This is a genomic window from Arthrobacter citreus (genome assembly GCF_038405225.1).
Taxonomy (GTDB): Bacteria; Actinomycetota; Actinomycetes; order Actinomycetales; family Micrococcaceae; genus Arthrobacter_B; species Arthrobacter_B citreus_A.
Map to the genome: position 1 here is coordinate 2,261,348 of NZ_CP151657.1, position 21,004 is coordinate 2,282,351.

Genomic DNA, 21,004 nt, shown 5'->3' on the forward strand with positions numbered 1-21,004 from the left:
TCATTGAGTTCCAGTGCTACGAGGCGACTGCAGTTGAGAGCCTTTAGTATCTTCGACGGCGAAATCTCGCTTTTTTGCCCACGGAAGCAGGATAGTCGATACGACAATGGAATACACAACCAAGAACATTGTGGTCCAAAATGATGACCTACCCCAAAAAGCCATTAGACCTATAATAACAAGCGGCGGAACCGGACTAAACTTTGCGCCAAAGGTCCCTAGCGCAAAAAAAGCAAGGGTGGCAGCAGCAAACATCCACGGCACAGCACTCTCCCCAGATGCGAAGTCCGCCCAAGGGTTTCCGCCAACCCCAACATTAGTGACACCCAGTTCTTGAAAAACGGTCGAAAAGGTGGAGACTTCAAAGGGTCTCAGGGCTGCGGGCAGCATCAAAGCCGACTGACCAGCAAACGAAGTGGCTCCGACCGCCTCGGGGTCGATATAGCCGTAATATGCTGAAAGGAAAAGGCTGTTGGGCATTATCCATTCGTTCAGCCATACGAGCTTATTTTCACTCCATAACGTAGGAACGACAGTAAAAACCCACACACCGCAGATTAGGGCGCTAACGATCAAAGCCTTGATCCGACCGGAACGGTGACTGAGAAGCAAAATCGCGACAGCGGCAACCAGGGTCACGCTGAGGTAGTTCCGCCCACCCGCAAGAAGTGTTGGTAGCCACATCACGATGAAGCCGGACAGGTATCGCTTATGGCCCCCATTTGTGAGAGATCCATATAAAAGGACAACACTAAGCACTAAGGCAAAAACTACTCCAGCAGGACTGCTCGCGACCCAGAGTTGGGAACTGTACGTGTGCCTGGTTGCCTCCACTAGGGTCGAAAAATTGAACCCAACAAATATGACGTCGTGGATTCCTATAACAAGAGCTATGAGCCAGCTGATTGTAAAGACCTTGCCGGCATTCTTTGTCAGTGTATGGCCGTATAGAGCATTTTGGGTTGCTAAGCGAGCCGCTTTTTGAAATCGCTGTGAAACCCCAGTCACCACTCCCAATGCCGCAGTCAAAAGTAGTGATGATGCCTGAACAATTGCGGCATCTGAATAATCTGTATAAGTGGGGCGGGGATAATATGTAATATCCGCGAGGTACCCGAAGAACGAACCAACGGCGTATGGCAACGTCGCTAACAGACACATGTTTACAATAATCGAACGCCGTACCAAAAGAGATAGACAAATAAGGCCCACCAGGCTGCTAAGCATGGCCACCCACACGTCATCCTGCGTCAGTGCCATCAAGGCAACGCCGAGCGCCACCATTCCCCAAACAAACTCCTGGAAAAAATTGCCCTCTTTTCTTGTGTCTGTCAGAGCGCTTGAGCGCCCAGTCGCCACCGTAAGCATGTTGGTCACCCTAAGAGTCCTTGTACCCTCCCGCTGAGGATTGCCCAGTCGTCCCTAACGGTGCTGCCCCGGCTACGCAATCCACGGAGGGTAAGCCTGCCCACACTGCGAATTACTAGCTCCGCCTGACCAAGCAACCCGTAACGCAGCCGGTACACTCTCCCCGTTCCACGAGCATAATCACGCAACCTTTTTCTGTCGTGCTCTTGCTGCTTTGCACGATCAGTTATTTCAATCATTGAGACGTCCGGCTGATATCTAACTCTGAAGCCTCCCTCTATTGCTCGAAGAAGCACTTCTGTCCCTTCACCGGACTTCCATTGCGACGCTGCCCCGAGCCCCAAGTCTTCATTGTAGCTACCAATCCGGTCCATCATATGTCGAGACAAAAAGTATCCTGCCTCTATTGTGGTTGACCACACGTTTTTCTTGTTTACGTCAATAGGCTCGGTCCCAAACGCTATTCGGGTTTCCTCGCTCGGGTCTTCTGGCGAGACCCTTCCGCAGATTGCTCCCAAGTCACTGATAAAGTGGGCGGCGGCATTCTCAAAAGCGTTAAGACTATATTCAATATCGTCATCCGGAAGGGCGACAACATCCCAATCCGACACCAACGAATAAATCCCAGCGTTTCGAGCCTTTGAGAGTCCGATTGATGACGTCACCATGCGTGCACTGGGATAGGCACTGGCGATGATTAATGCCGCCGTCTCAGGCTGTTTCTGCGCCACAACCACCACCTCTACTGGAGGGAGGGTCTGCTTGGCGAGAGAGAGGAGGAGCCGTTCAAGTGAAGTAGGACTAGTGAGAGTTGGAATCACTACAGCTATTTTTGGGGCGGCCATCTATTCACATACTCGCATTCGTATTCATCTTTTACGGTTACTTGATACATCTGTAGTATTCTTCAACGCATCAATTATTCCCCTGCGACTTCCATACCTATCTGCAGTCGTACCTCTTATCAATTCTGAGTAGCTTCGGCGGGCATCTGGGTCATTGAGCAAGGCCTGTGCTTGTTGCAAAACTGCTACAGAATCAAAGCTGCGTGAGTTATGAACGAAATCGGCTAAGCCGAGGTCCGCGAAGGCACCGAAGCCCTTACGTTCATAGGCAAGGTGAATAACGAAGTGGCCCGCTCGCAATGCCATTAGGGCTCCGTGTAACCGCATGGCAATTACCACGCGGGGAGATTGGTTAGCGTCAGCAAACTCCGAACTAGTCAGTATCCGGACCGGGTTCAGATCGTTCATCGCCCCTTGGTCATCATTGCCGGAAGTGCTGCTCTGGACATATCCATCGAAAAATTTCACTAACTCGGCGAGCTCGATTACCGGTGCCGGCAATTTTCCCCTAACTTCACGGACAGACAACACGGGTGTAGGGTTTGGGGTTTTCTGCCAGTCTGGTCCGGTTACTGTCAATGCCGCCACATCAGGGACGCGGACGATGCCGACGCCATGAAGCTCCGCCAGACTTTTGTCATCACGCAACATGACGGTTTCCAACCGATGTAGTGCCTTATTTGCGATTGCCCTGGTTCCGTACCTGAGCGGACCGATGCTTTGGGGAAGGTACACAACAGACTTGCCCCGGAAAGCGGCGGCAACGAGCTGTGGGCCATGGATTAAGGCTGTCTTTATAAGTTCCAAGGGATAGCCTGCACGCAGATAACCCCCGCCTACGCCTACAACTAGGTCAAAGTTCATGATGTCCCGAAGAGTGCGGAGGTAGTCGGAATCGTATCCTCTTCGCCGAAAACCACTGTCGACAACCTTCAAACCTGTCAAATGATCGAAAGATTTTGGATGCGAAGCACACATTGTAATAGCTGCATCCTGCCCCAACGACTCACGGATAAGTTCAAGCGCCTCTTCCACCAGAAGCCCATCACCTCGGTTCTTGGCGCTATAGGCGTGGAGAATCAGTACTTTAGACATGCGTCAGCCCTTCATATACTGCAACATGGGCTGCAACGCTTCGTGCCCAAGAGAAATCGTCAGCCCATCGTTTGCCGTTTCTCAGGCAGTCCTCTCTCAGACGGGAATCCGATAACGCGAGTTCGATGGACTCGGCGAGACCATCGGCGTCCAGACCCGGCAGTAACAAGGACGGACCGGCAACATCGCGAAGAGAACCTCGGTCAGAGGACGCCACCACAGCCCCTGCAGCCAGAGCTTCGAGGACTGGAAAACCGAAACCCTCGTAAAGACTGGGAAAGATAAAAAGCGCGCAATTTTGCATCAATGCCACACGCTGCTGGTCGGTTACGAAACCCAGATAGATTACATTGTCTGAGGATTCGATAAGCTCCATCGTCTCACGGTGGTTCCATGCTGGTTTTCCAGCAATGACCAAAGGCACTCCAGTCGATCGTAGCCTCGGATCATTGAATGCCCGGATAAGATTGACCAAGTTCTTTCGCGGCTCTATGTTACCAACGTAGAGCGCATAAGCAGCTGGTAACTTTGGGAAAAGATCAAAATCAATTTCCTGTTTTTTACTAAACATTGGAACGTCGATTCCGTGAGGAATCACAGACAAGGCTTGACGGTCGATATCAAATACTGCAGATATATCATCAGCGCTTGATTCCGAAACCGTAATGATTCGATCAACTGACCGAACCGCTCTCTTGACTCGCCCCCGCCAAATTGCCTCTTGCCGTGCGTTGCGTGCGGTTGTGATCCATCGGCTCGCTACGCCGTGCAGTGTCAGCACAGAAGGCCGTGAGCACGATACTAACGGGCCCGTGTCCGCAACATAATGAAGGACTTCGCCCTTAGTCCCGCGTTTTATAGCCTGAAAGTTCTCACTCACCATGGTCATAAGAGGGTGCGAGTGGGCAGGCATTCGTCCTACTTCAATACCGGCGTCGTTCAGCCCCGCTGCAAGAGACCGAGCATACGTCGTGTTCCCGCCCACATGTTTGTCCAAAATCCTGGCCGGCATCATTACACGCAATCGAGCATCTCTTTTCTTTTTCGTGACGCGATCTCATACGCCCGATAGAGGCTAGCGCGCTGCGCTTCAGGAGTCATCATGGTCAACAGTTCATTATTGCTAGTCAAAAAATCGTTCCGCACGTCTGGGTCTCGCAGGTACGCGACGATTTTATTCGCAGCATCTTCAACGTTCGCCGCAGTTCTTACTGGGAACCCTCTGAAACTGGGGAGATCTCTCGCTAATACTGGCAACCCGGCTGCGGCGGCATCCAATACGCTCAGCGGGAAGCCCTCGTATGAAGCGCTATGAAAATACAGCGAGGCGTGAGAAAGCCTTTCAACAAGCTCAATGTCGTTCAACCAGCCCGTAACTTCCACTCCCCGGTCGTTCAGACTCTTGTGGTACTGAGTTTCGCCGTCACCTATCCAAGTAAACTTTGTGGCAATACCCTTCTCTTTGAGCGATTCATATACTGATGCGAAGAAAAGCGGATCCTTTTGACGAGCCAAGCGCCCTACCATCACGATCTCAGGAACGATCAGATCAGCCCTATTGATTGCCTTGGAATTCGTCGGAATGGATGGCACGTTTGGCAACCATACGATCTGCTCGCGAGAGATTACATTTTCAGCCAACTGGCGCTCGTGGGGAGACAAAGCGATTACCGCAGCAGTATTCTTACCCATTGCGATTTCAGCTTTCCGGTAAACCCATTTTAGAAGTCGGCCTCGATGCGGATCATCAAAAACGAAACAGTGGGGTTCGTAGACAACAGGTGTCTTTACAGTCCCGACTCGGGCATAAGCTCCGGCCCAACTCGAGTGAGCATGGATGAGGTCTGCCTCGAAATCCTCTGCTACAGCCTTAACCTGGGCTGATCTTCCAATGAATCCCTTGGCCAGTGGGATGGTGCCGGAATATTCCAGGGCGGAGTCCCCCAGGTGCTCTCCGTCTGCGAGAAGAAAGTGCTCAAGTTCCGGCGTTAGACGAACCATCGTCTCAATGGCCCTTCGGACCCCGCCTTCGTAGCACTCTGTAACATGAAGGATCCGCATTTATCTCCTGTGATTTTTCAGCTGAAAGCCTCACGGCTATAGCGAGTCTGCGACGTCCCTGAGAAAAAGCTGATTCGCTACCGATGAGTCTGAGGATTTTCCAGTCTATTCCACTCAGTAGCCGCATGACGTGATCTTCATGCATCAGCATCCTCTCGATGTCGTTATGCCGTATAGAGGATACGGACTATTCTAAGGTCCGGGAGAGGCAAGTGTCTGACCCTGTAATCGAACTGGAAGGCCTTGCGTTGGAGTTAATCGATTATCTACGGATTGCGCGTCGTAACTGGATGTGGCTAGTATCCCTCCCACTGCTTGGCCTGCTTGCGGCCGCCCTCCTGGTGTTGACCGTTACCCCGAGCTACGCTTCCACGACGCAGCTTTTTGTCGCGACGCAAAGTTCGGGTTCAGTCTCAGAACTTCAAGTGGCCAATACCTTTAGCCAGGACCGGGTCCAATCATATGTGCAGACGGTTAAGACCCCAGCGGTCCTCCAACCTGTAATAGACGATCTTGGTCTAGAAGAGTCGTCCGCTCAGCTCGCAAGCCGCATTACGACGAGTGCGGAACGAGGCACTGTCCTTATCAGGATATCTGCATCGGACTCGTCTCCCGTTCGGGCCGCTGCAATTGCTCAGGCGACCGCCCAGAATCTCATTAAAACTGTCACGGAACTGGAAACTCCTAGCGGAGAATTAACCTCTCCGGTCAAGATGACTGTTGTGACTCCTGCTGTTGCACCCTCATCACCGAGTTCTCCGGCATCGAAGCAGTATCTACTTATTGGCCTCTTGGCCGGACTAGCCGCAGCCGTGGCCGTAGCTGCCGCCCGCAGTATTTTCGACACAAAGATTCGAGGCGCAGGAGAGGTCGCCCGCGTTTCGAGCGCACCTATCCTTGGTGGAATAGCATTCGATGACGATGCAACCAAGAAACCTCTTTTGACCCAAGCAGGGCATCAATCCCCTCGTGCTGAGTCGTTTCTCCAGATCAGAACGAACATGCGCTTCGCGAATATCGATGACGCTTCCAGTACGACTCTTGTAACTTCATCAATGCCGGGCGAAGGAAAGAGTACAACCGCCACCAATCTTGCAATCGCGCTGGCTGAGGCAGGGCAACGGGTTGTACTCGTTGACGCCGACCTTCGTAGGCCAACAGTCGCCAAGTACCTTGGCCTCGAAGGCAATGCTGGCCTCACAACAGCCTTGGTGGGGTCCGCTCGGGTGGACGACCTCCTTCAACCATGGGGCCAAAATGAGCTCTATGTCCTTACGTCGGGCGAAATCCCTCCCAACCCGAGTGAACTTCTCGGCTCGGATGCGATGTCTCAACTACTAGATCAACTTTCAGCATCATTTGATGCTGTAATTCTCGATGCCCCTCCGCTTATTCCGGTAACCGATGCAGCCGTCATGGCGCAAAAAGTAGGCAGCGTTGTATTGGTTGTTGGTGCTGGCCGAATCCGCACCCAGGATTTGGCGAAGTCCCTTGGCGCCCTCGAACTAGTGAATGCGAAGGTTAAAGGCATCATTCTGAATATGCTGCCGACTAAGGGGCCGGACGCATATGCCTACAGTTACTACTCATACGAGTCTCACCCCGAGACAAACAAGCTTAAAAAGTACCGCCGAAAAAATGTTAGTGGAAGTCACCTAAAAGCTTCGGGACGTGCGGGTAATCTCTCACCGAATTCGAAGACACCCTTCGCTAGCGCACGTTGATAATTGGATGACAACCCGGAACTCATGGGGGACCAGCTGTGAACGGTGATTGGCGTAGGGATTACAGGCGCATCCTGTCCCTGACGGATGCCGCGGCCGTCCTCTGGGCAATGTCCGGCGCTCTAATCCTCCGATTTGGTACGGTTACTGGTCGCGAGTGGGTCGTTGCCGGTGGCGAACCGTACATTTTGGTCACCATCGTTCTCTCTGCTGTTTGGTGGTGCATGCTTGGGTTATGGGGGAGCAGGGAAACCACAGTCCTCGGTCACGGACCGGAAGAATACAAGCGACTGTTTAGCGCCTCGTTCTGGCTTTTCGGACTCGTAGCAGTTGTTTCGTATGTGTTTCAGTTGGACACGGCCCGAGGCTACGTGGCGCTTGCCCTGCCAGCCGGGGTTATCTCCCTACTCGTAGCCCGGATGCTGGTCCGTAGCTATTTGCGAAGCCAGCGACGAGTCGGCGCAAGCAGTTCCACGGTTATGATCATTGGCGGCGTCCATGGGGTGGCACATCTTGCCCAAGCCCTCCGCAGCCAGCCTATGGCCGGGTACCTCCCCATAGGCGCATATTTACCTGGGGCCTTGGAAAGCGCCACAGTGGGGCCGCCGTCTCTGGGTCTCCCTGTGCTCGGACACGATCCGTCTGTCGCATCGATAGTAGCGGCAGTGCGGATCGCTCAGCCAGACGCAGTAGCGCTTTCCACCGGTGTTCCCTTACCTCCGCGCGTCGTGCGGGAACTCGGTTGGGCTTTGGCTGATATGCAGGTCAAAATGATCATGGCTCCTGCGCTGACTGACGTCGCCGGCCCACGGATTCGCACGCAGCCAGTGGCAGGACTTCCTCTTATCCATGTCTCTACCCCAAACTTGGGCAGCGGACAGCGGCTGCTAAAACGGGTTTTCGACTTAGCTGGGGCGTTAACGCTTCTAACACTGCTCTCCCCCGTTCTAGTGATTGTCGCCGTCATCGTCCGCTTGGATTCTCCCGGGCCAGTTTTCTTCAAGCAGAGACGCGTCGGGGCTCGCGGCCAGTATTTTCACATGTACAAGTTTCGATCCATGGTCCTCGATGCAGAGTCGCGTCTGGAAGCGCTGCGAGCCCAGAACGAGGGCAATGAAGTCTTGTTCAAGCTGAAGGCGGATCCTAGGATCACCAGAGCGGGCCGCTTCCTCCGACGCTATAGTCTTGACGAATTGCCGCAGCTCTTCAACGTTGTCAACGGTTCCATGAGTCTTGTAGGGCCTCGCCCCCCATTGCCTTCTGAAGTGGAGCTCTACCAGAGCCATGTTCACCGCCGCCTCATGGTGCGCCCGGGGCTTACCGGCCTTTGGCAAGTCAGCGGGCGGTCTCTACTCTCTTGGGATGACACCGTTCGTCTGGATCTCTATTACGTGGAGAACTGGTCAATCGCCGGAGACATAGCAATCCTGCTCAAGACGTTCCGAGCCGTTCTGGCCCGTGATGGCGCGTTCTAGCGCTCATTCCACTCTTCCTAAGTGCACAAAGGCTGAACTATGACCGATATCGAGTACAGTGACTCGTCTCATAAAGAATCGTTGCCAAATACACGCAGTCCAAAGCAACGGAACCAGTCACAACCGAGGCGCAAAATTCTTCTCAGACTCGGTGTCGCATCGAGCGTGCTCGTCCTGGTGGTCGGCGTATGCGGATTGCTCCTAGCAAATCAGGTTTCGGCCGTACGGAGCAATCTAGAACAAGTGGTGGGGAGTGTTTCACAGCTACGCGCCCAACTTGACAGCGGAAACCAGGAAGAGGCGCTGGAAACTTTCGAATCGATGTCTAGACAGGCATCCGCAGCGAGGACGGACGCGACTGGTCCCCTTTGGAAGGTCGCTTCTATTCTTCCTTTTGTGGGTTCGAACTTACGTGCAGTTACGGAAGTGGCTGTCTCAGCCGATGATGTGGTGGCCGGAGCCGTGGGGCCGCTGCTAAAAGAGTTTGATTCCTTAGATTGGGAGTCGCTCTCACCTTCTGGCGGTCATATTGATGTCACTCAGCTGCAAGAAGCAGCCCCAAGCCTCGTAACGGCGCGAAACACAGTCAAGCTTTCCCACGAGCGTCTAGTCTCCATCGATCTTTCTACCCTGATGCCACAAGTTGCTGACCCGATTCGTTCCGCTACTGAGCAACTTAGAGAAGCAAGTGATGTCCTAGGGACCGCCGCTTCTGGCGCTCAGCTCTTGCCCTCCATGCTTGGCGCGGAGGATCCTCGGACCTACCTGGTTCTCGTGCAGAATAGTGCAGAGACCAGGGCCACTGGAGGCATTCCCGGCGCCTTGGCCGTCCTAAAAACAAATGGTGGACAAATTATTTTAGGAGAGCAAAGTAGCGCAAGTGCTCTTGGAGCTTTCAAACCCTCCATCGATGTGGACCCAGAGCAGACGGCGCTTTACACCGGTCGCCTTGGAACCCAAATGCAGAACGTTAATCTAACACCGGACTTCCCCACGGCTGCTTCTACAGCGAAGCGAATGTGGGAAGGACGTCATGAGAAACAGGTTGTAGATGGGGTAATCGCCCTTGATCCTGTGGTGCTTAGTTACCTTCTAAAAGCCACCGGACCGGTGGTTCTGACGGACCCCCAGATTCTCCACCTCATCGCGGGAACTTCCCTTCCATCATCACTGACCCATGACAACGTTGTCTCCACACTCCTCTCCGATGTCTACAGCGAAATCGAGGATCCGGCCGCACAGGATGCGTACTTCTCGGCGGTAGCAGGTCAAGTTTTCGCCGCCTTTACCGAAGGCAAGGCCGACAGCTCCGAACTGATAAAAGCTCTAACCTCAAGCGCCGAGGAGCACCGTCTCTATCTGTGGTCCAGCCGCCCGGACGAACAGTCGATTATTGCGACTACGGCCCTGGCAGGCTCCGTCGTGGGTACGGCCGCGGGAGGAGCATCCTTTGGCGTCTATCTCAACGACGGTACCGGCGCGAAAATGGACTATTATGCCTCACGCACCGCGCAACTCCTACAGACGTGTCAAGCGGACGGATACAGCAGCTACACCGTACGAATGACAGTGACCAACAATGCGCCGAGCGACGCTGCAACGATACTTCCTGCCTATGTCACCGGCCGCGGAGTGTACGGTGTGGAGCCCGGTTATATTCGGACCAATTATGTTTTTTACGGTCCAGTACAAGCATTTGCAGAGACTGCGAGTGTGAACGGACAATCTGTACCGATTGGGGCGGGTAAACATGGCCAGAGACCGGTAGGTACGGTGCCCCTAGAATTGGCACCAGGAGAAACGGCGGAGTTGGATGTGGTGTTTTCCCAAGTCGTTCAGGATTCCGTACCCAAGCTCCAAGTGACACCGGGTCTCGAATCGACTGACAAAGTTGTCCTCCCTGCGAAGATGGCCAACTGCCGTTGAGTTTGTTAACAGCAAATTACATACCACAGCCCGCTTGGAACTCCCCCAGAGACCTGTTACCGTAAAGAGCGTTTCCACTGGATAGAAGTAGTGGAAAAGCCGCATCCGGTGCTGGGGAGGGTCCCGGAAGAGCTATAGATTTCGAAGTTCCAAATGGATTCCATGGGTCTTCAGCGGGCACCTGGTGAATCCAAACCAAGACAGTCTTTTATCAATTGCATGGGGAGTCTCATATGAAAAAAACCGCATCCGCACTCGTTTTGGCCGGGTCGCTGGCCTTCTTCGGCGCCGGCGCAGCAAACGCCGTCGACAACTACCCGGCACCCACTCCCGGCGGTGTCAGCGACGCTACGGTTGCTCCCGGTGCTACCGTGGCGTTCAGCGGGTCCGGTTTCACTCCTGGCGAGGCCATTAGCGTCACAGTTGATTACTCCAATACCCCGGTTGTAGTTCCGGGTAGCGGCCTCAACGGTGTGATTGTCTTGGCGGAGGTAGTGAACAGCTTTACTACGAATGCTGACGCCAGCGGTAACTTCACCACTAATGTGGCGCTGGGCGAGGCAGGCACCTACACGCTGACAGCCACAGGCTTGGAGTCCGGAAAAGTTGTTACAGCCGCAGTATCGGTCGATCCTGCCTTCGCTGGCGACGGCAGCGGCTCCGGCAATGGGTCAGACAACGGCGGCTCTGAAGCCGACGACAACAATTTGGCAGACACGGGTGCCGACTCCGCAATGCTGCTCTGGGGAGCTGCGGGAGTCCTAGCCCTCGGCGCCGGCGTTGCATCTGTTGCAGTTGCACGCCGTAAGAATGCCTAACGGGTATTCCTTCAACTAGCTAAAAAGATTTTTCTGGCAGGAGGGATGGGGCCTTCGGGTTCCGTCCCTCCTGCCTTCTTTTCTGTCTGTATTTCCTAATCCATCGACGACCGGGGCGGCCGACACAACTGAACTCGTAATCACGTCAACCATGGCAATGACCCGGATAGGAGCATTGCGCTAACTTCGCGTGAATGTGGAAGCGCCAACCGTTTGCTATTATCATGAAGCTCGTCCACTCCTTGGGTGATGCGGTCTCGTTTTACCATCAATTCCTGGGGGAATTCTTGTTCTCAGCATCAGTCTTGGCAGTGCCTTACGGTGTATTTGCCAGCACAGGCATGATCATTTGGGCGACCATTGGTCTGGTGGGCCTGATCGGCGGCATAGTGACCGTCCGGGTGGCCCGCCGCCATAACCAGCCCGCAAAACCGGCCGCCACCAAGGCACCGCTGGACACCGCAGTGCAGCCCTCCACCCTGGCCGGCTCCACCCCGGTATCAGCCGACGACGTCACACAGGCTGCCTAACTCCAAGGCAGCCTAGACCTTAACCTTTGACGCGGGATGGTGGAACCGGATGGCCGCGACCACCTCGGCCGCTTCGTCCTCATCCTCGTCACCGGTTTCCAGATCCTCCACCAGCAGCCGCGGCTTGAACTTGGTGGGAGTAAAGCTGAACCGCGCCGCATAGCCGGAACGGGCCCGCACCTTCGCCAGGGCCTCCAGATCAGGCAGGCTCTCCGTCCAGGCGGTTACCGCCCGCCGGGCTTCCTGCTGCTTCTCCCCGAGCGGCACCGAGGCTGGGTCGGCGTCGTCCTCCGGCTCATCCAGCGCCACGGAATAGCTGATCTCCGGATCCTCGGCAGTACCACCGATCGTCAGCTCAATCTCGGAAATGGGCCAGTCCCCCAGGTCCGCGGCCAGCATGCCCTCCCACCAGGTAACCAGACGCCGGGCGGCGGGCACGGCGTCGTCGCGCTCCACGCCGCTCACCGTGAAGCAGCCGTACGAGCCGTCCACCAGCACCGACTCCCCCGGGAACAGCGCCAGCAGCTCCTCATGCGTGCGCACGAGAAAGTCCAGCACCTCCGGGTCCCGGTTCTTCCCGGTAATCCGCAGCGAGGAATAGCGCGCCTCCGATTCAGTTGACTCTGCGATGCGCAGCTCCAAATCATCGGTGCGGCCCAGCGCGTTGATCGCTTCCCTGAGACGGGACACCACAAGGGGCAGCTCCCGGCGGGTGCCGGGCAGCGTCACCGTATATGTCGTGAAGCCAACGCTCCAGGAGTCCGCGGTGATCTGCGCCTCGCGGGGCAAGGCGAACGTCAGTTCGGCGGTCAGAGCAGTTACCGCAGCTTCCGCGCTGGCCTTTTCCGCTCGTTTGGCCGGCGAAAAAACATCGAAGAGTCCCATTTAGATCAGTCCGTTCAGTGGTCCGGTCAGAAGCACCCGTGCCAGGACCAGGAGGGCGAAGCCGCCCACCGTCCAGAGCAGGGCGGGAGTAATGGTGCGGCGTTTCAGCGATTGGCTGCCCGGGGGCAGCGTCTGCGCGGCACCGCTGGCGAACCGCTGCGCTGACCCCGGGCCGTTGGCCAGTCCCACCAGGTCGGCACCGGGCCCGAAGATGAGCCGCGAGAGGCGTTCCCAGGTGTCTTCACTGCTCAAATCCAGTTCTCCGCGGGCGAAGAAGACGATGGAATTGTCCACGGTTTCGACGTCGAACCCGGGAGCCTCCGCCAGCAGCCGGCGCAGCACCTCCGGAGTGAAGACGGCTCGGGCCGCCGTCTCATGCCCTTCCGGCGCGTACAAGGTGAAGTCACGGTTCAGGTCCTCCGGCAGGGGAACCTCCTGCGACTTCGCCAGGCTCACCGGCACGCTGGAGCCGAACCAGGGATCACCGTTTTTGGCATCGAGCAGCATCCGGGGCATCCGGCGGTCCGCGGTGAGAGCGGCGTAGGTCCAGGTGGTGATCGACGGGCGGTCGTTCCGGTTCCGGGGCAGCGGCCCGGTCCGGTAGGAGAAATGGGCCACTTCAAAGGGAATGGGCTGCGCGGGTCCGTTCCGGAACCGCTTCCAGGACTGCGGGTGGTGACCCTCGCCAAAGATGGTGGCATCAATTTTGGGAAGCTTGGGGTCCGCCTTGTAGGACAGTCCGTTCCGCTGCACAAACCGCTTCAGCTTTGCTGCGGCAATCCGCGGATCCTCCACCCGGCCCTGGACGAGGAACCCGACGGCGGCGGCGAGAACTCCGGCCAGGAAGATTCCCGATCCCACGTTGAGCGCGGAGACGTCCAGGTTAAAGGAATCCACTGCCGCTGCGGCGATGCCCATGGAGCAGACCAGCCAGACGGCCAGGCAGGCGGCGGCGAACCCGGCCAGGGCCAGTCTGGACCCCGTCATGATCCCGGCGATGCCGGTGGCTTTCTGGGCGGTGATCTCCTCCGCGGGCACTGGCTCGCGGAAGACGGAGGTATCAAGGTGGCTGGTCATCCCGCAAGCGTACGGGGCTTCCGGGGAAGTGCCGGCGGCAACACGGGCAGGCGGCCGGCGGCTTCCGCTTTAGGAGGTGCGGAGTCCCGACGCCGGATTGCGGGCCCTGATCGCCGCCACCATCCGGACCGCTTCCTCCTGGTTCCAGACGCCGGTGTCCCGTTCCAGGACGGCCAGCCGGGGCGCGGGCGCAGGCAGCCGGAACTCGAACTCCAGGGCGTAACCGGGGCGCACTGAAAGTGCGGTCGCGGCGTCCAAATCTGCAAGGCCGCCCGTCCACGCCGCAACAGCCAAACGAATCCGCTCCCGCATTCCGGCCGCCGGCAACGGCACCGCGGGCCCTTCCAGCTCCATACCATCCTCATCAAGTGACCCCGGTAAATCCACGGTGTAGCTGATCTCCGGGTCGTCATGCCCGCCGCCGATCTCCAGCGAGAGTCCGGTCAGCGGCCAGCGCTCGAGCTCGGCAACCAACAGATCCTCCCACCAGGAGATCAGTGCCTGTGCCGTGGGCACAGCTTCCCCGCGGGTCACTGCCATGACGGTGAAACGTCCGCTCACTCCGTCAATCAGGAGGGACTCCCCCGGAATATGTGTTGCCAGTGCATCATGTGTCTGTACGAGGAAATGCACCCAGGACCGCTCCCGGTTTTCCCCGGCAAGCAGCAGCCGGGAGTACACGGCACCAGGTGCCTCCGCTTCCGCGATCTGCAGGTTCAGCCGGTCACCGCTGCGCAGGGCATCGATCGACGCCGCCAGCCGGCCGGCCAGGGCGGGAAACTCACTCCGGTTCCCGCGGACCTGCACCGTGTAGCTGTTGAACACGCCGTAGTCGGCGTACCGGCGGCCGGCCCAGCTCTCCACCGACACCTGTGCACCCGGCAGGGCCGCGCTTACGTTCGCCACCCACGCCTCGGCGTCGGCCGCGGCCGTGCTCTTGGCTGCTTTCTTGGTCTGGAGGAAGCTCAGGAGACCCATCAGATCAGTGCCGCAGTGCGTGGTTTTTCCATCCCGCCAGCCTACGGGCCGCGCCACCGCGGCTTTCGGAGACACGGCGGTGCGCCCTGCACTGGCAGGTTTAGCTCATGGTCAGCGGGCAAAAGCCGCTGCCACCACCACTGCCGTCATAACGGCCAGCAGGGCCAATCCGGTGAGAGTCATCCAGTCGCGGCGGCTCCGGCGGTAGCGCTTCCGGCGCCATTCCCTCGTGGGGGCAGGTGTGTCCATACGCTCGAACGTATGGTCACGTCAGCATCGGGTGGAACGGTGGCGAATACTCGTTTTGCGCCCCGGTATTACGTGTCCGGCGGCACTATTGGGGCCTGTCACGGCCCGAACCGCCTCAGCGTTAGTTGGCCGCCAGCAGTGCTTCCTCCAGTGCGACCCAAGCGAGCATCGCACACTTGACCCGGGCCGGATAGCGGGAAACGCCGGAGAACGCGGCGGCGTCGCCGAGCACCTCTTCATCCGCCTCCACCGTGCCGCGGGAGCGCATCACCTCGCGGAAGTTATCCACCAGCGCCATGATTTCGTCCCGGGGCAGCCCGGCGGCCAGATCGGTCAGGACCGAGGCCGACGCCATCGAAATCGAACACCCCTGCCCCTCCCAGCTGATGCCCTCCACGGAGGCACCGCCGTCGGCTCCCGCGGCAGAATCCCCCGCGGAAGCGGCCAGCACGGCCCGCAGCGTGATCTCATCACCACAGGTGGGGTTCAGTTGATGGCTCTCCCCCGACTTCGCTCCGGCCGGAACCTCCGCCAGCCCGGCGCCGTGCCGGGCCTTGGCATGATCCAGGATGATCTGCTGGTACAGCTGCTGCAGCTCGGCGCTCATTTACTTCACTCCAAAAAACGGACGCACGCCGGCCACCGCGTTCAGGAACGCGTCGACGTCGTCGGTGGTGTTGTACAGGTAGGTGCTGGCGCGGGTGGTGGAAACCAGGCCCAGCCGGCGGTGCAGCGGCTGCGCGCAGTGGTGACCCACGCGCACCGCGATGCCCTGGTCATCCAGGAACTGGCCGACGTCGTGCGAGTGGACGCCGTCGACGTCAAACGCCGCCAGCCCGATCCGCTCCACGCCCGCGCGGGGACCGAGCACTCGGATGCCCTCAATCGCTTCCAGGCCCGAGACCAGCCGCTGGCCGAGGGTGGCCTCCCACGCGTGGATCCGGTCCATACCGGTTTCCTGCAGGTAATCCACCGCGGTGCCCAGCGCCATGGCCTGCGAGATGCGCTGGGTTCCGGCCTCGAAACGCTGCGGCGCCGGCAGGTACTCGGCCTTTTCCATGGTCACTGTGGTGATCATCGAGCCGCCGGTCAGGAACGGCGGCATCGCGTTGAGCAGCTCGGCCTTGCCGTACAGCACGCCAATGCCGGTGGGGCCGAGCATCTTGTGGCCGGAGAACGCGGCGAAATCCACGTCCAGTGCCTTGAGGTCCACGGGCAGGTGCGGCACCGACTGGCAGGCATCGAGCACGACGAGCGCGCCCGCGTTGTGCGCGAGGCTCACCAGGGTTTCCACCGGGTTGATGGTGCCCAGCACGTTGGACGCGTGCGTGAACGCCACGATTTTGGTGCGCCCGGTGATCAGCCGCTCGGCCTCCTCCAGCCGCAGCGCGCCGTCGTCGTCCACTGGAATGAACCGCAGCGTAGCCCCGGTCCGCGCCGCCAGCTCCTGCCAGGGAATCAGGTTGGCGTGGTGCTCCGTTTCGGTGACGAGGATTTCGTCGCCCTCGCCCAGCGCGAAGCGGCGGGCCGCCTCTCCCCCGCGGCCGGCCGAGGCATTGGAGAAGGAGTAGGCCACCAGGTTGATGGCCTCGGTGGCGTTGGAGGTCCAGACAATCTCATGGGGCCGGGCGTTCACGAACCGGGCCACCTTGGCCCGGGCGTCCTCGTACACATCGGTGGCGGCCACCGCCAGGGTGTGCGCGCCGCGGTGTACGGCGGAGTTACGCTGTTCGTAGAACTCCTGCTCGGCCTCGATCACGCTGAGCGGGTTCTGCGAGGTGGCGCCGGAGTCCAGGTAGACGAGCGGATGGCCGTTGACCTGCTGGTGAAGGATCGGGAAGTCATTGCGGATGCGCAGGACCTCGGCGTTGTCCATCAGCTCCACTGCGGGCTTGAGGGTATCGGGGGTGGAAACCACAGGCACGGGAAAACTCCTTGGCTGGCCGTCGGTGTGCGCGGGTAATCTGCATTACGCCACATAAGTCTGTGCTAATCATCCCACTGTGTGGCCGCGAGCGCACCTGAGTCCGGCCTTAGTTGGCGGACGACGGCGGCGGGCTGGCACTTCCCGGGCGGGTTCCCGGCGGTAGGCGGGCTACTGGAAAAGTACTCGCGACCACTCCCCGGCGCCATGCCGCGGATGCCTGTGACTACTGGTGTTTACCTGGAACACCCCACTCACTTTTTTCCCAGTTCCCTCTTGACGTGCAAAAACACCCTTTTAGCCTGTCCGCTGCCTCCCTATGGTCAGGGCATTGGTCTCAAAGATGTCGAGGAACTCATGTCCCAGCCACCAGACAGTAACTCCAGTCCGACCCGAAAAGTCCGACGATTCCGCCGCACCGCCTTGCTTCTGGCTGCCGCGGGCATATTGGCCGTCGCAGCCGTGAGCTATGCAGGACAGGCCGGAGACACGCCCGCATCCGCGAAGTCAGACCGGGAACAGGCCGGCGTTAAGCCCGGCAGCAACAATGATGGGGGTTCAGAATCCACGCTCCCCTCCCCGCCGTCCACCTCCGTGCCGTCTGCGCCGTCTGCGCCGTCTGCGCCTCAGGCCAGCTCGCCCGCCCCATCGCAGAGTCCGGCGTCATCGCGCACCGAGCGTTGGGCCGCCGAGGCAGCGGAGCTTCCGCCACCGGCACGGGACACCGTGCTGAGCTTCATCGATACCGCGGCGTCCATGACAGTGGAAGTCCCGCCGGCGGAGGCGGACCGCGCAGCAACTCCCGACTTCTCCGCAATAGCCACAGGATCCGCGCTGGGAGAGCTGGCCGCCCAGTTTGAGGAATTCCAGGACAACAACTGGACCCTCAAGGGAACTCCCGAGCTGGAGGTGAAAGGCATCGAGAACGTGGAGGCCGGGGGCGTGGCGCTCCGGCGCGTTTCCATTTGTGTTGACTCCAGTGCCGTGGAGCTGAAGGACCAGGACGGTCAGATCCTGGTTGCCGCGGCTGCCCCGGGCACCCGCACCGCCTTGAATTTTTATGACCTCCAGGAGCAGAACGGCACGTGGCTCGTCGTTTCCCACAGCTTTCCCGATGACCCCGCCTGTTGAGTTCGCACCTTCACTTCACCTCCCGCACTGAATCCCCGCACCGGCCCACTATCGGCGAAGGAAAACCATGAATCAGCAGCACCGCAACAGGCACCGGCGCCTCCGGCTGGGCGCGGCCCTTACCGCTCTGATGGTCGCTGCGGGCATCGGAACCGCGCTGCCGGGCAACACGGCTGAACCGGCACCGGCGACCAACGGGTCCTCCGCTGCAGCGGCTGCAGCGTCCTGTTGGGAGATCAAACAGACAAACCCCTCCCTGGCGTCGGGCGTGTACTGGCTCCTGACACCGTCCATGGCGGCGCCGGAACAGTTTTATTGCGACCAGGTCACCGACGGCGGAGGCTGGGTCCTGATCGGGCGCGGGCGCGAAGGGTGGAAGGAGCTCTACGAGGGGCGGGGCACCACAGCGCAGGTGCGCGGAACGGTCACTGGAACCGCTGCTTTTGCGCCCAGGCAGCTTTCGGCCACCGTGATCGATGGCCTGCTCAACGGTCAGGCCCCGGACAAACTGGATGATGGCATCCGCCTGCGCCGGGCGTTGGACACATCCGGGAGCACCTGGCAGGAAACCCGCTACAAAACGGCTAACCAGCCCCGGTGGTCCTGGGCCATTGGCTCGGCGACCCCTGTCACCTCCGGCAGCTTCGACTCCACAACCTTCTCCGGCGGAAAAACCTCAAGCTTCGGTACAGACCAGCGCTATCAGCGGGTGGTAACCACCGAGGCCGAAGCGCAGGGCTGGACACAGGGCTTCGCCTACGGCAGCCAGGCCCGGGGTGAAAACACCGCCACGAGCTACATCTGGTCCAGCACTGCCACGGCAGGCAACCCCCGCCCCTTCACCCAGATGTACCTTCGGCCCAAGATCACCCAGGCCACTGCGGGGTTCAGCGCACTGCCCGCAGCAGGTGCTCCCGGCTTCACCCAGCAGGCCCGTCCGGAAACCGGCGCGCTGGCCACTTCCTGGGGCGTTACCGGGCTGGCCAGCGGCACCGGTGAGCTCAATACGGAGGTCCAAGCCTTCGCCCAAATCGGCAGCGTGGTGTACGTGGCCGGAAACTTTCAGTACGTCCAGCAGGACAAAGCCGGAACCGGCCGGGTGGAGCAGCCGTATCTGGCTGGTTTCGACGTCGCTTCCGGGCAGTGGATTTCCACCTTCCGACCGAAACTGAACGGGCAGGTGAAGGCCCTGGCCGTCTTGCCAAACGGCACCCTGGCCATCGGCGGAACTTTCACCACCCTCAACGGTGCAGCAACCGGCTCTGTCGCCGTCATCAACCCCGGTACCGGCGCCGCCGTCCCAGGCTGGCGCGTAGGCGTGGAAAACCGGGTGACCGGCGGGGCAGTGCAGATCCGCACGCTGGCGGTAAAAGACGGCTGGTTGTACGTGGGCGGAGCTTTCACGCATCTGACGGGTGGTACGGGCACCTCGCCGGTGTACGCCCGTTCCGCGGCACGAGTGGCCGTCGCGGACGGAAAACCGGACAGTACGTGGAACCCCGCTTTCAACGGGACAGTCGTGGACGTGGATCCCGGGGCCAACGGCAAGCAGCTCTACGCAGCCGGTTACTTCACAACGTCGAATGCCTCAAATACCAACCGCGCCGCCGCCGTGAGCACTGGTGCCGGAGCTACCGCGGCCCCATGGGACTTCGTACTCAGTTCCACAGAGCGTGGCGGATATCAGCAGGGCATCGAAGAAGTCGGCGGTCAAGTCTGGGTAGGAGGTTCCCAGCACTCCCTCTTCAGGTTCGACGCCGCAACGCTGACCCGCCAATCAACGAACATCACCCTGCAGGGCGGCGATTTCCAGGACGTCACCGATGCCAACGGGATTGTCTACGGATCCTGCCACTGCGGTCACTGGAACTACAGCGGGGCATCCACCTGGCCCAGCGTCGGAACGGACTTCGAAATCGCTGACAAGATCAATCTCATCGGCGCGTGGGATGCCGGCACCGGAAAATACATTCCCTCCTTCAACCCTGTTCTGAAAGGACGCGCCGGGTACGGGGTCTGGGCGGCTTTCGTCGACAGCCGCGGAGTCCTGTGGGCCGGAGGCGATTTGGTGTCCTCCAGTACTTCCGCTGGCGCCAGCCAATGGTCAGGCGGATACGCCCGCTTCGCCCCCGTCGATGCCGCCGCCCCGGCCACCCCTGCAGGATTCACCGTCTCCAGTTCTGCAGGAGCCGACAACATCTCATGGTCGGCTTCCGCTGGGTCCCCCGCTTCCTACCATGTCCTCCGCAACGACCGGGTGGTCGCCACCACCACCGCAACCAGCATGTCGCTGCCGGCCATGGGTGGGGCCCGGTACGCTGTCCGCGCGGCCGATGCCGCCGGAAACTACTCAGCGACGACGGCGGTGAAGGCGGGCGGCAGTGCCCCGCAGGCCCCCGATCAGCAGATCATCACCGCAGATGCTGCCTGGCGGTACCGCTTCAGCACCGAGGCGCCGCCCACGGGCTGGACGGGCGTGGGCTTCGCCGATTCGTCGTGGAGCAGCGGCGCCGCACCCCTGGGCTGGGGCAGCACGGGCCTCGGCACGCAGCTGGCGGCTGAGGGCACCAAGCCGCTTTCCAGCCATTACCGGAAAACCTTTGAGCTGGCGGATGCTTCCCGCGTGGCCTCGGTGACTCTGACAACCCGGGCGGACGACGGGGTGGTGGTCTATGTCAATGGAAAGGAAGTGGCCAGGGCCAATATGCCCACGGGCGCCATCACCCACAACTCCTATGCCACCGCCGCGCCCAGCACCGCGGCTGCCCTGGCCGCACCGGTGGTGGTCACGGTGCCTGGCTCATCTTTTGTCACCGGAACCAATGTGATCAGCGCCGAGGTGCACTCAAATTACCGCGGCACGCCTTCTTCCAGCTTCGCCCTCACGGCGTCCGTGAGCGTGAAGAAATGATGCCGGG

Annotated in this window: 19 protein-coding genes; 7 read left to right on the top strand and 12 right to left on the bottom strand. The window is 59.4% G+C overall.

The features are described 5' to 3' along the window. The 5 genes from AAE021_RS10505 to AAE021_RS10525 are packed head-to-tail and all read right to left on the bottom strand — an operon-like array spanning position 1 to position 5,369. The gene (locus AAE021_RS10505) at positions 1 to 1,377 is read right to left on the bottom strand and encodes a hypothetical protein (protein WP_425362390.1); all 1,377 of its coding nucleotides are present in this window, start codon (positions 1,375 to 1,377) and stop codon (positions 1 to 3) included. After that, positions 1,374 to 2,213 carry a glycosyltransferase family 2 protein gene (locus AAE021_RS10510; protein WP_342022284.1) on the bottom strand — a complete coding sequence of 280 codons (840 nt, stop codon included), beginning with the start codon at positions 2,211 to 2,213 and terminating at the stop codon, positions 1,374 to 1,376. The genes AAE021_RS10505 and AAE021_RS10510 overlap by 4 nt, the downstream gene beginning before the upstream one ends. A gap of 24 nt (positions 2,214 to 2,237) precedes the next feature. Further along, the gene (locus AAE021_RS10515) at positions 2,238 to 3,308 is read right to left on the bottom strand and encodes a polysaccharide pyruvyl transferase family protein (protein ID WP_342022285.1); all 1,071 of its coding nucleotides are present in this window, start codon (positions 3,306 to 3,308) and stop codon (positions 2,238 to 2,240) included. Further along, positions 3,301 to 4,323, bottom strand: coding sequence for a glycosyltransferase family 1 protein (locus tag AAE021_RS10520; protein ID WP_342022286.1), 1,023 nt, complete (start codon positions 4,321 to 4,323; stop codon positions 3,301 to 3,303). Before AAE021_RS10520 ends, AAE021_RS10515 begins: the two co-directional genes overlap by 8 nt. Continuing rightward, positions 4,323 to 5,369: a glycosyltransferase gene (locus tag AAE021_RS10525; RefSeq protein ID WP_342022287.1), complete on the bottom strand. Its 1,047-nt coding sequence runs from the start codon at positions 5,367 to 5,369 to the stop codon at positions 4,323 to 4,325. The genes AAE021_RS10520 and AAE021_RS10525 overlap by 1 nt, the downstream gene beginning before the upstream one ends. A gap of 212 nt (positions 5,370 to 5,581) precedes the next feature. On the opposite strand from AAE021_RS10525, the gene AAE021_RS10530 reads away from it, so the two are divergent. From AAE021_RS10530 to AAE021_RS10550, 5 genes are all read left to right on the top strand, one after another. Continuing rightward, on the top strand, positions 5,582 to 7,093 hold the full coding sequence (locus AAE021_RS10530) for a polysaccharide biosynthesis tyrosine autokinase (RefSeq protein ID WP_342022288.1): 1,512 nt from the start codon (positions 5,582 to 5,584) through the stop codon (positions 7,091 to 7,093). Positions 7,094 to 7,203: 110 nt separating this feature from the next. Further along, the gene (locus AAE021_RS10535; protein WP_342025381.1) at positions 7,204 to 8,568 is read left to right on the top strand and encodes a sugar transferase; all 1,365 of its coding nucleotides are present in this window, start codon (positions 7,204 to 7,206) and stop codon (positions 8,566 to 8,568) included. Between the two features lie 39 nt (positions 8,569 to 8,607). Then, positions 8,608 to 10,494, top strand: a complete 1,887-nt coding sequence (locus AAE021_RS10540; protein WP_342022289.1) for a DUF4012 domain-containing protein — start codon at positions 8,608 to 8,610, stop codon at positions 10,492 to 10,494. A 233-nt stretch (positions 10,495 to 10,727) separates the two neighbouring features. Then, complete coding sequence (locus tag AAE021_RS10545; RefSeq protein WP_342022290.1) at positions 10,728 to 11,312, top strand: peptidase; 585 nt, start codon at positions 10,728 to 10,730, stop codon at positions 11,310 to 11,312. A gap of 341 nt (positions 11,313 to 11,653) precedes the next feature. Then, the gene (locus AAE021_RS10550; protein WP_342022291.1) at positions 11,654 to 11,842 is read left to right on the top strand and encodes a hypothetical protein; all 189 of its coding nucleotides are present in this window, start codon (positions 11,654 to 11,656) and stop codon (positions 11,840 to 11,842) included. A gap of 12 nt (positions 11,843 to 11,854) precedes the next feature. Here the strand turns inward: AAE021_RS10550 and AAE021_RS10555 are convergent, their stop codons facing one another. From AAE021_RS10555 to AAE021_RS10585, 7 genes are all read right to left on the bottom strand, one after another. Further along, positions 11,855 to 12,727 carry a hypothetical protein gene (locus tag AAE021_RS10555; protein WP_342022292.1) on the bottom strand — a complete coding sequence of 291 codons (873 nt, stop codon included), beginning with the start codon at positions 12,725 to 12,727 and terminating at the stop codon, positions 11,855 to 11,857. Further along, positions 12,728 to 13,804: a hypothetical protein gene (locus AAE021_RS10560; RefSeq protein ID WP_342022293.1), complete on the bottom strand. Its 1,077-nt coding sequence runs from the start codon at positions 13,802 to 13,804 to the stop codon at positions 12,728 to 12,730. Positions 13,805 to 13,873: 69 nt separating this feature from the next. Continuing rightward, the gene (locus tag AAE021_RS10565) at positions 13,874 to 14,857 is read right to left on the bottom strand and encodes a hypothetical protein (protein ID WP_342022294.1); all 984 of its coding nucleotides are present in this window, start codon (positions 14,855 to 14,857) and stop codon (positions 13,874 to 13,876) included. A gap of 36 nt (positions 14,858 to 14,893) precedes the next feature. Next, the gene (locus AAE021_RS10570) at positions 14,894 to 15,031 is read right to left on the bottom strand and encodes a hypothetical protein (protein WP_342022295.1); all 138 of its coding nucleotides are present in this window, start codon (positions 15,029 to 15,031) and stop codon (positions 14,894 to 14,896) included. Positions 15,032 to 15,152: 121 nt separating this feature from the next. After that, the gene (sufU, locus tag AAE021_RS10575; protein WP_342022296.1) at positions 15,153 to 15,638 is read right to left on the bottom strand and encodes a Fe-S cluster assembly sulfur transfer protein SufU; all 486 of its coding nucleotides are present in this window, start codon (positions 15,636 to 15,638) and stop codon (positions 15,153 to 15,155) included. Beyond that, positions 15,639 to 16,955, bottom strand: a complete 1,317-nt coding sequence (locus tag AAE021_RS10580) for a cysteine desulfurase (protein ID WP_342022297.1) — start codon at positions 16,953 to 16,955, stop codon at positions 15,639 to 15,641. It lies immediately after the preceding gene. A gap of 626 nt (positions 16,956 to 17,581) precedes the next feature. Next, complete coding sequence (locus AAE021_RS10585) at positions 17,582 to 17,713, bottom strand: hypothetical protein (RefSeq protein WP_342022298.1); 132 nt, start codon at positions 17,711 to 17,713, stop codon at positions 17,582 to 17,584. On the opposite strand from AAE021_RS10585, the gene AAE021_RS10590 reads away from it, so the two are divergent. Then, positions 17,712 to 18,086 carry a hypothetical protein gene (locus AAE021_RS10590; RefSeq protein WP_342022299.1) on the top strand — a complete coding sequence of 125 codons (375 nt, stop codon included), beginning with the start codon at positions 17,712 to 17,714 and terminating at the stop codon, positions 18,084 to 18,086. The genes AAE021_RS10585 and AAE021_RS10590 overlap by 2 nt on opposite strands. A gap of 67 nt (positions 18,087 to 18,153) precedes the next feature. Further along, positions 18,154 to 20,997, top strand: a complete 2,844-nt coding sequence (locus AAE021_RS10595) for a fibrinogen-like YCDxxxxGGGW domain-containing protein (RefSeq protein ID WP_342022300.1) — start codon at positions 18,154 to 18,156, stop codon at positions 20,995 to 20,997. Positions 20,998 to 21,004 lie beyond the last annotated feature (7 nt).